Origin of the sequence: Bradyrhizobium septentrionale (genome assembly GCF_011516645.4) — a bacterium.
GTDB lineage: Bacteria > Pseudomonadota > Alphaproteobacteria > Rhizobiales > Xanthobacteraceae > Bradyrhizobium > Bradyrhizobium septentrionale.
Genome location: NZ_CP088285.1, coordinates 6,286,346 through 6,298,962 on the forward strand (window position 1 = coordinate 6,286,346; position 12,617 = coordinate 6,298,962).

At 62.7% G+C, this 12,617-nt stretch carries 9 protein-coding genes; 4 read left to right on the forward strand and 5 right to left on the reverse strand.

Going from position 1 to position 12,617, the window contains the following annotated elements; translation table 11 throughout:
• The first annotated feature begins 186 nt into the window (after nucleotides 1-186).
• The gene (locus HAP48_RS31635) at nucleotides 187-1,431 is read left to right on the forward strand and encodes a glycosyltransferase family 92 protein (protein ID WP_166203816.1); all 1,245 of its coding nucleotides are present in this window, start codon (nucleotides 187-189) and stop codon (nucleotides 1,429-1,431) included.
• 345 nt (nucleotides 1,432-1,776) lie between these two features.
• On the opposite strand, the gene HAP48_RS31640 is transcribed toward HAP48_RS31635, so the two are convergent.
• From HAP48_RS31640 to rfbA, 3 genes are all read right to left on the reverse strand, one after another.
• On the reverse strand, nucleotides 1,777-2,331 hold the full coding sequence (locus tag HAP48_RS31640; RefSeq protein WP_166203817.1) for a hypothetical protein: 555 nt from the start codon (nucleotides 2,329-2,331) through the stop codon (nucleotides 1,777-1,779).
• Between the two features lie 231 nt (nucleotides 2,332-2,562).
• Nucleotides 2,563-3,630: a dTDP-glucose 4,6-dehydratase gene (gene rfbB / locus HAP48_RS31645; protein ID WP_166203818.1), complete on the reverse strand. Its 1,068-nt coding sequence runs from the start codon at nucleotides 3,628-3,630 to the stop codon at nucleotides 2,563-2,565.
• Nucleotides 3,620-4,531 carry a glucose-1-phosphate thymidylyltransferase RfbA gene (rfbA, locus tag HAP48_RS31650; RefSeq protein WP_029082372.1) on the reverse strand — a complete coding sequence of 304 codons (912 nt, stop codon included), beginning with the start codon at nucleotides 4,529-4,531 and terminating at the stop codon, nucleotides 3,620-3,622. The genes rfbB and rfbA overlap by 11 nt, the downstream gene beginning before the upstream one ends.
• 109 nt (nucleotides 4,532-4,640) lie before the next feature.
• On the opposite strand from rfbA, the gene rfbC reads away from it, so the two are divergent.
• Both rfbC and rfbD read left to right on the forward strand, forming a co-directional pair.
• A complete protein-coding gene (gene rfbC, locus HAP48_RS31655) occupies nucleotides 4,641-5,195 on the forward strand; it encodes a dTDP-4-dehydrorhamnose 3,5-epimerase (RefSeq protein WP_166203819.1) in 555 nt (184 codons plus the stop codon).
• Entirely contained in the window at nucleotides 5,195-6,106 is a 912-nt protein-coding gene (gene rfbD, locus HAP48_RS31660; protein ID WP_166203820.1) for a dTDP-4-dehydrorhamnose reductase, read from the forward strand. The genes rfbC and rfbD overlap by 1 nt, the downstream gene beginning before the upstream one ends.
• 134 nt (nucleotides 6,107-6,240) lie before the next feature.
• Here the strand turns inward: rfbD and HAP48_RS31665 are convergent, their stop codons facing one another.
• The gene (locus tag HAP48_RS31665; RefSeq protein ID WP_166203821.1) at nucleotides 6,241-7,548 is read right to left on the reverse strand and encodes a UDP-glucose dehydrogenase family protein; all 1,308 of its coding nucleotides are present in this window, start codon (nucleotides 7,546-7,548) and stop codon (nucleotides 6,241-6,243) included.
• A 227-nt stretch (nucleotides 7,549-7,775) separates the two neighbouring features.
• Between HAP48_RS31665 and HAP48_RS31670 the strand changes: the two genes are divergently transcribed.
• A complete protein-coding gene (locus HAP48_RS31670) occupies nucleotides 7,776-10,109 on the forward strand; it encodes a glycosyltransferase family 2 protein (protein WP_166203822.1) in 2,334 nt (777 codons plus the stop codon).
• On the opposite strand, the gene HAP48_RS31675 is transcribed toward HAP48_RS31670, so the two are convergent.
• Nucleotides 10,050-12,602: a glycosyltransferase gene (locus HAP48_RS31675; protein WP_166203823.1), complete on the reverse strand. Its 2,553-nt coding sequence runs from the start codon at nucleotides 12,600-12,602 to the stop codon at nucleotides 10,050-10,052. The genes HAP48_RS31670 and HAP48_RS31675 overlap by 60 nt on opposite strands.
• Nucleotides 12,603-12,617: the final 15 nt, after the last annotated feature.

The following is a 12,617-nucleotide window of genomic DNA, read 5'->3' on the forward strand; positions in this document are numbered from 1 at the left end:
TGCAAACGACACCAAGCCTCTCCGCTCTATTGTATTGATTTCCCTCGAAATAACCTTACAACAGTTAAGTGTGAGCACTTCGTGTTATAGCCTTAATCTCGCAAAATAAGTGCGCTAGTAAGGAATTCGTGGTGCGAGCCAATGTTAATTGCTTGTTGATCTCGTGAGGAGCGGCGCAGGTTGGACATGGAAATTCCAGCATTGTCTAGTTTCAGCTCAGGCGTGAATCTCGATACGCTTCCAGCAAGTGAGATCGAGACAAGGCTTAGAGAATTCTTTTCCGGGCGGATCGCAAATCCGAATCCCGACGAACTGATCCAATCGGTCAAGCAGTTGGAGCAGCAGTTCGGTGATTACAAGGAATTCCAGTTTGCAAAGGCGGCGGCGCTTGTGCAGGCATGTGATTTCGCCGGAGCGCGCGGCATCCTTCTCGACCTCGTCAAGCAGCTGCCATCCGACTCGCGGGTGTTGCATCGCCTCGCGATCGCGGATCTCAACATGGGAACCGCCTCCGAAGCGCAGGACGTCTATCTTTCCGCGCTCGCTGCGGCCCCGAAAAGTGAAAATCTGCGGCGAGAGTTTGCCGGCCTCCTACGCGTGATGGAGGCGAGGAAGCTCTATGCCGGGATCGATCGGAAGAAGCACGGCCTGGCAGTGGTGTGCGCCATCAAGAATGAGGGCGACGATCTGCTGGAATGGTTGCACTTCCACAAACTGGTAGGGGTCGATCACTTCTACCTCTACGACAACGGCAGCACCGACAATACGCGTGCCGTCATCGAGGCCTTCCCGTGGCCCGAAATGATCACGTATCATTTCGTGGCGGGGGAATTCGGTCAGATGCGCGCTTTCTCGCATGCGATCGACAGCTATCGCAATTGTTCGGAATGGTGCGCCTTCATTGATGCCGATGAGTACCTGTTTCCGACCGAGGCCGGCAACATCAAGGACGTCCTGGCGGAGGTCGGACCGGCGCCGGCCGTGGCGGTGCAGTGGTTGAATTTCGGATCGAACGGTCACGACGCGAGGCCGGCCGGCTTGTGCATCGAGTCCTTCACGCGCCGGGCCCCGGACGACTTCCCGGATCATTTCATCATGAAGTCGATCCTGAGGCCCGACACCATCGTGGCCTACCTGCATCCCCATCAATCCCTGATTTTGGGGTGCTACGTCCAGGAAGACGGTACGCCGGTTTTCCCGATCGGCGGGCGCATTACCGCTCCCAAGCGGAACAAGCTCGTGATCAACCACTACTACACGAAGTCACGGCAGCAATTGCTGAAGAAGCGCGAGCGCGGCAGGCCGCTGGCCGATGGCGATCCTGAAAAGATCCGCGCGATGGAGTTCTTCACCTTGCGCGATCGCAATGACGTTGAAGACGCGACGATTCAACGATTTCTTCCTGAGCTGAAGAAACTGATCCCGGGCTGAATCTGGGGAACAGCGATGTTCCTCGCTGGGGGAGGGCTATCGCCCAGGCCCTCCTTCGGCGACCGTGCAAGCGCCTGGCCTCGTGGCTCGAGACGCGCCGCAAGCGGCGCTCCTCGCCATGAGGGTCTACAGTTCTGCCACAAAAACAACGCCTCATCTCCGCGCAAAGGTTTTGCCTTTGTCACTGGAGGTGCCTGCCATGGGCGCGTCGCGAAGGATGGCCGCAAAGACGCGGCGCACCGGATTTTCCAAATACGTTAGCCCCGCTCGCCTGGTAGAGGGCGGCAGGCGAGGGCCCCGATAAATCGTGGGGTGCTTGAAGCGATCCCTGATCGCGGCGGTCGGCTACAGAGGCTCCAGCCGGTATTTCTGCAGCAGCTGTTGCGCGGCGTCGACGTCGATCCTTGGCGGCCGCTGGAAGATCGACATGTTGTTGGCACGCGCGATTTCCCGCGCGACCGTCCGCACCGGATGGTAGTGGGGGCGGTTCTCGAAGTCGTGAATTGCGATGAAGGCGCCCGGTGCGGCGTGAAGCACGCACTGCACGAAACAGGCCACGCGAAACCGGCCATCGATGAAATACAGGTCGGCAGTCTTGCTTTCCGGACGCTCCCAGACGAGTTCGTGATAGTCAGGCCAGGAGCTCTCTCGCTCCCGGTCCGCCGGATGACCCCATTCGCGCAGCTTGCCGATATCGACGTGCAGCAGCAGCGGTTTGGTGCTTGCGCCGCTTGTGGCGTCGCCGACGTTCGAGAGCCATTCCTCGGAGGAATCAATGGAGATGACCCACTCCTTCCTGGTTTGGCAGGCCAGCCAGGTGCTTCCTCCCGAACCAAATTCCAGATAGCGCGTCGAGAGATCCACGAAACTCTTGAACAGTGTCAGTTCCTGACCGTCCATTGCGACATTCATGGCGAATCCTGTCGTTTCTTGATTGCTCTGGTGGGTAGCGCCCACCATTGGCGGAAGGCGGATGTGGCTCGTCAAACGGCGATGAGATCAGGTTGAATCGTCATCGCGCTTCCCGGCTTCCTGCTTGGACAACGTTCCTCCGCAAGACCGCCTCTGGCATTTCGAGCAAGCGCCTGATGTTCACATCCTTGAACCCGGGCGCTCGCAAGAGATCGGCTATTACTGGTTCAGCCCGACGCGCTCGACCTTGTAGCCGCGCTCCAGGATCGCGCGCCACCATGGCTGCTCGTCGACATACCAGCGCACGGTCTTGGCGATGCCGGTCTCGAAATTCTCCTCGGCGCGCCAGCCGAGCTCGGTTTCGAGCTTGGTGGCGTCGATGGCGTAGCGGCGGTCATGGCCGGGCCGGTCTTTGACGAAATTGATCAGCTGACGCCGCGGGCCTGCCGCAGCCGGCACGACTTCGTCGAGCAGGTCGCAGATGCTCTCGACCACGTGCAGATTGGTGCGCTCGTTGCGGCCGCCGACATTGTAGGTCTCGCCAACCTCGCCGCGCTCGAGCACCAGCGTCAAAGCCTTGGCGTGGTCCTCGACAAACAACCAGTCGCGGATGTTCTGACCGTCGCCATAGACCGGCAGCGGCTCGCCGGCGAGCCCCTTGATGATCATGTGCGGGATCAGCTTCTCCGGGAAGTGATAGGGGCCGTAATTGTTGGAGCAGTTGGTCACCAGGGTCGGCAGGTCGTAGGTCTCGCGCCAGGCGCGCACCAGATGATCTGATGATGCCTTGCTGGCGGAATAGGGCGAGTTCGGCGCATAGGCTGTGGTTTCGGTGAACAGGCCTTCGTCGCCGAGCGAACCGAACACCTCGTCGGTCGAGATATGCAGGAAGCGGAACTGGTCACGCTTCTCCGGCGAGAGCGTACGCCAATGGCGCAGCGTCTCCTGCAGGATCGTGAAGGTGCCGACGATGTTGGTCTGGATAAACTCCCCGGGGCCGTCGATCGAGCGGTCGACATGGCTTTCCGCGGCAAGGTTCATCACCGCGTCGGGCTGATATTTTTCGAACAGCCGGCGCAGGTTCTGCGCCTCGCAGATACAGGCCTTTTCGAACGTATAGTTCAGGCTCTCGGTTGAGCCGGGCAGCGATGCCAGGTTTGCCGCATAGGTCAGCTTGTCGATGTTGACGACGCGGGCGTGGGTGTCTCGCAGCAGGTGACGGACCACGGCGGAGCCGATGAAACCCGCTCCGCCGGTGACGAAAATCGTCGATCCCTTAAACCGCATGTTTCAATACCTCGGCAGTGCGGGGTTGGCCCTGGAAGGAGCGATAGACCGACAAGAGATACTCGCCGTAGCTGCTCTTGGCGGTCTTCTGTGCCACCTTCGCGAAGGCTTCGAGCGAGATGTAGCCCTGGCGCAGCGCGATTTCCTCGGGGCAAGCGATGCGCAAGCCCTGGCGCTGCTCCAGGATCTGGACGAAGTGGCTGGCCTCGACCAGCGAGGAATGGGTGCCGGTGTCGAGCCAGGCAAAGCCGCGGCCGAGCACCTCGACATAGAGGTCGCCGCGCTCGAGATAAGCCTTGTTGACGTCGGTGATCTCGATCTCGCCGCGCGGCGACGGCTTGATGCCGGCCGCGATGTCGACCACGTCATTGTCGTAGAAGTAGAGGCCGGTGACGGCGACGTTGGACTTCGGCCGCTTCGGCTTCTCCTCGATCGACAGCGCCCGGTTGGTGCTGTCCAGTTCCACCACGCCATACTGCTCCGGCGCGTTCACGACGTAGCCGAACACGGTGGCGCCCTTCTTGCGGACCGAGGCGGCCGACAGCATGCTCGGCAGGCCGTGGCCGTAGAAAATGTTATCGCCTAACACAAGAGCCACGGAGTCATCGCCGATGAAGTCGCGCCCGACGATGAAGGCGTCGGCGAGACCCCGCGGGGTCTCCTGCGTGGCATAGGAGAACCTGATGCCGATCTCGTGGCCGTCGCCGAGCAGGCGCTGGAACAGCGGCTTGTCTTGCGGCGTCGAAATGATCAAAATGTCGCGAATTCCGCCCAGCATCAGCGTCGACAGCGGATAGTAGATCATCGGCTTGTCGAACACCGGCAGCAGCTGTTTGGAAACGACGGTAGTCACGGGGTAGAGGCGCGAGCCGGTTCCACCGGCGAGGATAATGCCCTTCATGGTCCCTCACAGTTTGACTATCAGAACATAACATATAGCGTGCACCGCACAAGTTTGTTATGAGAGCGAATTAACATTTCGGGCCTGCGCAGATCGGAACCCTTGTTAAATGAACGTCATCAAGACCGAACTTCCTGAAGTCCTGATCGTCGAGCCGAAGCTGTTCGGCGACCAGCGCGGCTTCTTCCTCGAGACCTACCAGGTCCCCCGCTATGTCGAGCACGGCATCACGCGGCCCTTCGTGCAGGACAACATGTCCCGCTCGGCCTATGGCGTGCTGCGCGGGCTGCACCTGCAAAACCCCGTCACCCAGGGCAAGCTCGTCTCCGTGCTGCGCGGCAAGGTGCTGGACGTTGCCGTCGACGTGCGCCTCGGCAGCCCGAATTTCGGCAAGCATGTCGCGGTCGAATTGAGCGAGGAGAACCGCCGGCAATTGTGGGTGCCGCGCGGCTTTGCCCACGGCTTCGTGGTGCTCTCGGAAACCGCCGACTTCTTCTACAAATGCGACGATTTCTACAGCCCCAAGGACGAGCTCTCGATCCGGTGGAACGATCCCGCGATCGGGATCAAATGGGGCGTCGACAAGCCGCAGCTGTCGGCCAAGGATGCCGACGCGCCGCTGTTGGCCGACGCCAGCAATCTCCCGACCTATGGACAAATCTGATGCGGATCTTGCTGACGGGAACACGCGGCCAGGTTGGCAGTGCGCTCAAGCCACTGCTGGAAGGCCACGGCACGATCATCGCGCCGCCGACCGCGGAGTTCGATCTGTCGAAGCCGGAAAAGCTGGCGGGCCAGCTTGAAAGCCTGAAGCCCGATCTCATCATCAATCCGGCGGCCTATACCGCGGTCGACCGCGCTGAGGACGAGCGCGAGCTGGCGTTCATGGTCAACGCGAAGGGACCCGAAGCGATCGCCAAATGGGCTGCGGCGAACCGAGTGCCGCTGGTGCATTTCTCCACGGACTACGTCTTCAATGGTTCGGGCGACATGCCGTGGCGCGAGGACAGTCCGACCGAGCCGCTGTCGGTCTACGGCGCGAGCAAGCTTGCCGGCGACGTCGCGATCCAGGCGGCGGGCGGCGCGCATCTGATTGCGCGCACCTCATGGGTCTATGCGGCAACGGGCACCAATTTCCTGCGGACCATCGCGCGGCTCGCCGGCGAGCGTAAGGAGCTGCGGATCGTGGCCGATCAGATCGGTGCGCCGACGACCGCACGCGCGATCGCCGGCGCGGTTGCCGGCATCGTGCTGCCGAACATCACCACGTTGCACGATCAGCTCGTGCGCCGGGGCGGTGTCGTCAATCTTGTTTGCGCCGGCGAAACCAGCTGGCACGGTTTTGCGCGTGCGATCGTTGACGGACTGAGATCGCGCGGCGTCACGCTGGCTGTCGAGAACGTCGTTCCGATCGCCACCGCCGATTTCCCGACCAAGGCGGTGCGCCCGGGCAATTCGCGGCTGGATCTGTCGCGGCTGAAGGCGCAGTTCGGGGTGACGATGCCGACCTGGCAGGAAGCGCTCGCACCTGAATTGGATGCATTTGTCCAGCTCGGCGCGCCGGCCCACGCCTAGCACGCTTTCGCGCGACGTGGACGCCGGTTCGCGCGAATAAAGCGCATCAAACAAAAAGCCTCGGTTCTGAGTCCGTCAGAACCGAGGCTGCATGATTGAGTCGACGCGCGGTGATTGCCGTCGGGCCCGGCCGCTCAGCGCGGCCGGCCGATGCTGTCGTAGGTGAAGCCGTGCGCGGCCATCTCGTCCGGACGGTAGATGTTGCGCAGGTCGACGACGACCGGATGCTTCATCTCCTGCTTGATGCGGTTGAGATCGAGGGCGCGGAACTGGCGCCACTCGGTCACGATCACCAGCGCATCGGCCTGGCGCGCGCATTCATAGGCGTCCTTGCAGTACTCGATTTCGGGCAATTCCTTGCGCGCCTGCTCCATGCCGACGGGATCGTAGGCCTTCACCTTGGCGCCGAAGTCGATCAGGCCGTTGATCAGCGGGATCGAGGGCGCCTCGCGCATGTCGTCGGTATCGGGCTTGAAGGTCAGGCCAAGCACGCCGATCATCTTGCCGCGCAGCTCGCCGCCGATCACGTTGGCCACCTTCCGTGCCATCGCGCGCTTGCGGTTGTCGTTCGCAGTCAGCGTGGCCTCGACGATTTTCAGCTGCACGTCGTGGTCGAGCGCCGTCTTGAACAGCGCGCGGGTGTCCTTCGGGAAGCAGGAGCCACCATAGCCCGCGCCGGCGTGCAGGAACTTGGTTCCGATCCGGTTGTCGAGCCCGATGCCGCGCGCGACCTCCTGCACGTTCGCTCCGACCCTTTCGGAGAGATCGGCAATCTCGTTGATGAAGGTGATCTTGGTGGCAAGGAAGGCATTTGCAGCATATTTGATCAATTCTGCCGTGCGCCGTGCGGTATAGAGGATCGGCGCCTGGTTCAGGTAGAGCGGACGATAGACATCGCCCATCACCTTCTTGGCGCGCTCGTCCTCGGTGCCGACGACGATCCGGTCGGGATGGCGGAAATCCTGGATCGCGGCGCCTTCGCGCAGGAATTCGGGGTTCGAAGCCACGGCGAAATCAGCGCTGGGATTGGTCTCGCGGATCAGGCGTTCGACCTCGTCGCCGGTGCCCACGGGCACGGTCGACTTCGTCACTACCACCGTGAATTTCTTGAGCGCCGCGCCGATCTCGCGGGCGGCCGCATAGACGTAGCTCAAATCCGCATGGCCATCGCCACGCCGCGACGGAGTTCCGACCGCGATGAACACGGCATCGGCTTCTCCGACGGCTCCCGCGAGCTCGGTCGTGAAGGTCAGCCGTCCGGCGCCGGTGTTGGTCTTGACGAGCTGATCGAGGTCAGTTTCGTAAATCGGGATCTTGCCGCGCTTCAGGGCTTCGATCTTATCGGCGTCCTTGTCGACACAAACGACCTGATGGCCGAAGTCGGCAAAACACGCTCCAGACACGAGACCTACATATCCCGTTCCAACCATTGCAATCTTCATGAATCCGCTCGTCGATCAGTGTGGAGAGGAGGAGTTAGCACTAGCACAATTGGCACCGATAACGCCAAGTTTTATAACGTATAGTTTGTGTTGAAGGTCGGCGGCTTTTTGTGCAAACGGTGATTGCCTGAGTGCAGTTGAGTGCTCGCTAATCACCCAAGGCGCGCCATGGACGTCATTCTCAGTTTGCAATCGATTGACAACCGAGCCGCCGTTTGAGGGTTGACATGAGGACGAAGACGATCAGCAAGCACGAGCCCTCAGGAACTGAATACGCGTCGTTGCAAACGCAGTTCTCCAGATATGATCGCACCACGTTTTCTGGGTTTGTTTATGACCGCGCCGATCTCGGCCGACGCTACACCGTCGAACTGCTCGTCGACGGCGAGCCATACATGTCATCATTGTGTGACGAGTTTGTAACAGAGCTTGCCGACGCCGGGATCGGCGATGGCCGATTTGGCTTTACCTTCCACGTGCAGGATCAGGTCGGCTCGAACGCCACGATCGTTGAAGCCAGGCTGGCAAATATCGGAAGTCCCGTCGGTACGCCGATTCGTTGCGATGTCGCCGCACCGGAGGCACAGTGGCACCGGATCGGCGATATCAAATGGGCCGGAGGTTTGCGCTTCGAAGGCTGGCTTGCTCAAGACGTCGACGAAGACATCGAAATCCTGATCGCGCAACGGCCGGTGATGACCGTGAGGCCGATCGGGTGGACCAACGTCGCGCAGGGAGGCGAGTTCGGGGTCGGCCGCCGGATTGATTTTCATCTGCCCGAGCATTTTGCGGATGGTCGCGTGCGTGGACTGTCGGCGCGGACAATGTCGGGACGGAGCCTCGTCTCCGAGCCGATTGCATTTGTCGCGTTCGATCGCGGATTGGAGCAAACCCTCGCCGATCTCGGGCGCTGGGACAGCGAGCGGTTGCGCGGACAGCTGTTCGACCAGCTGCTGCCGGCCTCGGTGCCGTTCCACACCTATCAAGGCTGGAAAGCGCGCTTCTGGCCGGCAAGTCAGTCCGACGTGTCGTCCGAGGCCGCGGTCGTCCTGATCGGCGACGTCAGGGTGGACGAAAGCATCGAGAGCCTCGAAGCCCAGCGGCACGCGACCTGGACGGCGGCGAGCCTGCCAGCACAGGGATTCAGCCAGTTCGATCCGAGAGCTGCGCGCGAATTTGTCGACGGCGATGCGGCCAACAGCGATTTCTTCGTGTTCTGCCTGAGCGGGACCATCCTCGCGGAAGACGCCCTGCAGCGCTTCGCCGATGTGTTTGCATCTGAAGTCGACTGCGATCTTGCCTACGGCGATGTCGAGGTCCAGGGCGGTGCCGTCTGGCCGCTGGCGTTTTCGGCCTTCGACCTCGAACGTGCGCTCGAGCAAGCCTATGGCGCGTATTGTTTCGCGGTGCGCCGGGAACGTGCGTTGGAAGCGCTGCGATCGGCGACGTCGCTCTACGACATCTTCCTGTCCTGCGTGGAGCCTGATCGAACGTTTCATCTGCCGGGATCGGTTGCGGCGTTGCCGCGGATCGATGCGTCGGCTGCGATCGCCGAACTGATCGCCGCAAGCGAAGCGTATTTCGTCAGAGCCGGCATCGACGCGAATGTCGAGCCGCGAAAGGCTGGCCTCCTTCCGGCCGTCCGGGTCAGGCGCGCGGTCGATTGGAACGAGCGCACCACCATCATTATTCCGAACAGGAATCGCGCAGAGCTTCTCAAGCGGTGCATCGAGACGGTGACGCCGGCGGTACATGAGACCAATGCCCGGATTCTTGTCGTCGATAACGGCTCGACCGAGCCTGAAACGCTGGACTATCTGGAGAGCCTGTCGGCGGAGGAGATCGACGTCATTTCGGTCGAAGGGCCCTTCAACTTCGCAGCGATCAACAACGCCGCCGTCGATTGCGTCGACACGGAGAATATCTGCTTTCTCAACAACGACGTTCAGGCGCTCGACGACGGTTGGCTGGCGGAGCTGTTGTGGCGGCTGGCTGCTCCCGATGTCGGAGCTGTCGGCGCGAAGCTGCTCTGGCCAAACAGCGTCGTGCAGCATGGCGGAGTGGTGCTGGGCACCAACTTCTTTGCCGCGCACGCCTTCAATGACCGGATGGATGGCGATCCCGGCTACGGCGATCTTCTCCAGGTGGCGCACGAATGCTCGGCGGTGACCGCGGCGTGCCTCTTGATGCGCAAGCGCGACTTCGTCGCCGTCGGCGGCATGGACGCGATCCGCTTTCCGATCAATTTCAACGATATCGATTTGTGCCTGAAGCTGCGCCACCTCGGAAAGCGGATCGTATTCACGCCGGACGCGAAACTCGTTCACCTGGAGTCGGCGAGCCGGGGCCGCGATTCCGCGCCGGATCGCAAGGCCCGCTTCAATCGCGAGCTGGCGATGCTGCGCGCGAAATGGGGAGCGGTGCTGCTCGACGATCCCTATTACAGCCCGCTGCTGGGGCTGGATTCAGCGCCGTTCTCCGCACTCGCATGGCCGCCCCGCTCATGGAAGGCGCGTGCCAATTTGCCGCCTGTTCCGACCGTCCCCCCGATCGGGATGTAGCGCGACACCCTCGACCAGCCAGTCGCATACGGCGGCGATCGTCTCGTCGGCATCAAAGCTAGGCCGCAGCTTCAGGTCGGTTGTTCGGCCGCGCCCTGGTGCCGGAATCCACGCTGTTGCGGCGGCCGGCAGCCCGGTTGCCAGGAGCGCGTCCACCAGTGGATGTCCAAACGCCGGCGCGCCGATGTCGAGAACCAGTTTCGTGATGCCGTGACCCGCGATCAGTGTGGCAACGTCGGCCGCGGCGATCTCGCCGGTGACCATGACATTGGTCCGCTGCATCAGCTTGAGATCGTCAAGGGTGGTGCCCAGCACGATGATCTCGATCCCGTCGTCGGCGTCGGCCATTTGGTCGCTCAACGCGCGGATGAAGCGAAATTCCGCAGCGCTGGCGTGGAGCGCAAGCAGGCCGAGGCGCGTCGGGCCGCTCGCGGCGTGAGGCCGCGTTGGCGACGCAGACGGTTCGCTGAACCTGACCACTCGCAGGCCGAGCACCGCGTCAGAAAAGTCGGCGCCGCTCTGGCCGATCGCAGTCACGCGTCGCGCCCCGGCGATCAGGCCCGACCAGTCGGGATCAACGCCAGCTCCAATCGCCGGGCGCGTTGCAAGCGCGGTGTCGGTGATCAGGAGATCGTAGACGAAGCGCTGCGTGAGCTGTTCCAGGCATGCGCCGGGGACGCGGTTCGGCTCTGCGATCGTAAGCGAGCGGATGTCGAGACCGGTGAGAAACTTCAGAAAGGCCTCGCCGCCCTGATGCGTCGCGACGTCGAACGCGATCGACTGCGGTGTTCCGCCGTCGGGGTCGAACGCTGCAGCCAGCTGGCGTTGTCCCTCGGAGCGAAAATGCACGATCAGGCTGCGCTCGCCCTCCGCCGCGAGCTGTCGGCATCGCCTGATGGCGATCGCCCGGCCGGCGGCGGAGCCGCACAGGATGATGTGCGGGCCGTCTGTGCGCGCTTCGTTCGCGAGCAGCTTGAGCTCAAGCGCCGCGCGGCAATCGCGCAGCGGATCGGCAAGCAGGAACGCCGCGCACTCGGTCGCGTAGCGCCGGTAGCGGTGCTCGAGAACGCGAAGGTTACGCATCACCAGCGAGCGCTTCTCGCCAAGAAACGAGCGCGAGCCCTCATGTCCGACGAACACCGAGGGGATGCATACGTTTCGGAATCCGGCCTCTGCGGCGCGCAGGCAGAAGTCGACGTCTTCGAGATAGCCGCGATAGAAGTCGTCGGAGAGTTCACGCACGGCCTCGAGGCATTCGCGGGTGATGTAGAGGCAAAAACCGATGCCGTTGGGGATGTCGATGGCCAGCCCGGAATTCGCCGCGCCGGCAAATTCATCCAGCAATTCCAGTTCGGCGAGCGAGGGCAGGGGGTTCGACCGGTTTGCGACCGGAAAGCTGGTGTATTCGCCATTGTTCGATAGCGGCGTCGCGGTACCTATCCCCGGCATCGAACGCACGGCGCTGCGCAGGCGCTGCAGCGCGTGTTTCGGCACGATCGCATCCGAATTCAGCAGCACGACATCGCCGGTCGTCGTCTCGGCAAGGGCCCGGTTGACGGCTCCGACGAACCCAAGATTGTGCGCATTGGTCAGGAGCCGTATGCGGGAGTCCGCAGCCAGCTCGCCGAGCAAATGCTTGATGTCGGGTTCAGGCGATGCGTCGTCCACGACGACGATGGTCGAATCCGGCGTGCACGCTATCGCGGTCAACGCGCTCTCGATGCAGGCGCGCGTTGCGGTCAGATCCCGATACACCGGGATGATGATGGTGAGCGGCGGTGTTTCGCCGTGTCCGCTGCGAGCCGGCCTATGCGGCGCGATCCGGCGATCCGGGGCGCGGTTGGCCGGGAGTTGGACACTTGCGATGACCCGGTCCGCTTGCGTGATCTCGAGCAGCTGCGAGGTCGCGGACGCTGGCCGCATCAGGCGGAAGCTCGCGGCGTGTCGCCCATGGAGCGCGAATCTGTGGCGGGAATCGGCGGGAAGCGTGACGGTGCTCGATTGGCCCGCCTGCGCCAGCGAAAGATGCGGGGCGTCCGCTCCTCGCCATGTCACCCATCCCTTCACCTCCTCATCGAGGAAGTCGACGCGGGCGCAGCTGTCCTGACCGGCCTGTTCGATGAGCAGGAGGGCGCCCCTGACCGAATCCGGATCGTCGTCGCGCCGCGCGACGCTTCGTGCAGCGTCGATCTGCCCGGCGCCGTCGCCCCATGCCATCATGCGCCGCGCGGCGACCAGATCGTCCGGCTCGAGCTCGAGCGCCCGCGCCACGCTGGCGACAGCCGCATCCAGGAGATCGAGATGAAACAGCGCTTCCGCGCCCAGCAAATGGGCGCGGGCGTCCGCATGGGGCAGGATCCGGCAGCGGCGATCGGTGAGCGCGAACGCCAGGCGGAAGTCACGTGCCTCGAGCGCCCTGACGGCGGCCCGCTCGAGATCGATGTGATGGAGCGTTCTGGACGTGAAGGCGATCCTGCGCGCGTCGGCGGTCAAATCTCGCCCTCATGC

What these genes read in the sequence shown, in the direction of transcription:
- rfbB (WP_166203818.1), bottom strand. Translation starts at nt 3,630, where the DNA reads ATGCGGTTTAAGGGATCGACGATTTTCGTCACCGGCGGAGCGGGTTTC.
- HAP48_RS31670 (WP_166203822.1), top strand. Translation starts at nt 7,776, where the DNA reads ATGAGGACGAAGACGATCAGCAAGCACGAGCCCTCAGGAACTGAATAC.
- rfbA (WP_029082372.1), bottom strand. Translation starts at nt 4,531, where the DNA reads ATGAAGGGCATTATCCTCGCCGGTGGAACCGGCTCGCGCCTCTACCCC.
- HAP48_RS31635 (WP_166203816.1), top strand. Translation starts at nt 187, where the DNA reads ATGGAAATTCCAGCATTGTCTAGTTTCAGCTCAGGCGTGAATCTCGAT.
- HAP48_RS31665 (WP_166203821.1), bottom strand. Translation starts at nt 7,548, where the DNA reads ATGAAGATTGCAATGGTTGGAACGGGATATGTAGGTCTCGTGTCTGGA.
- rfbC (WP_166203819.1), top strand. Translation starts at nt 4,641, where the DNA reads ATGAACGTCATCAAGACCGAACTTCCTGAAGTCCTGATCGTCGAGCCG.
- HAP48_RS31640 (WP_166203817.1), bottom strand. Translation starts at nt 2,331, where the DNA reads ATGGACGGTCAGGAACTGACACTGTTCAAGAGTTTCGTGGATCTCTCG.
- rfbD (WP_166203820.1), top strand. Translation starts at nt 5,195, where the DNA reads ATGCGGATCTTGCTGACGGGAACACGCGGCCAGGTTGGCAGTGCGCTC.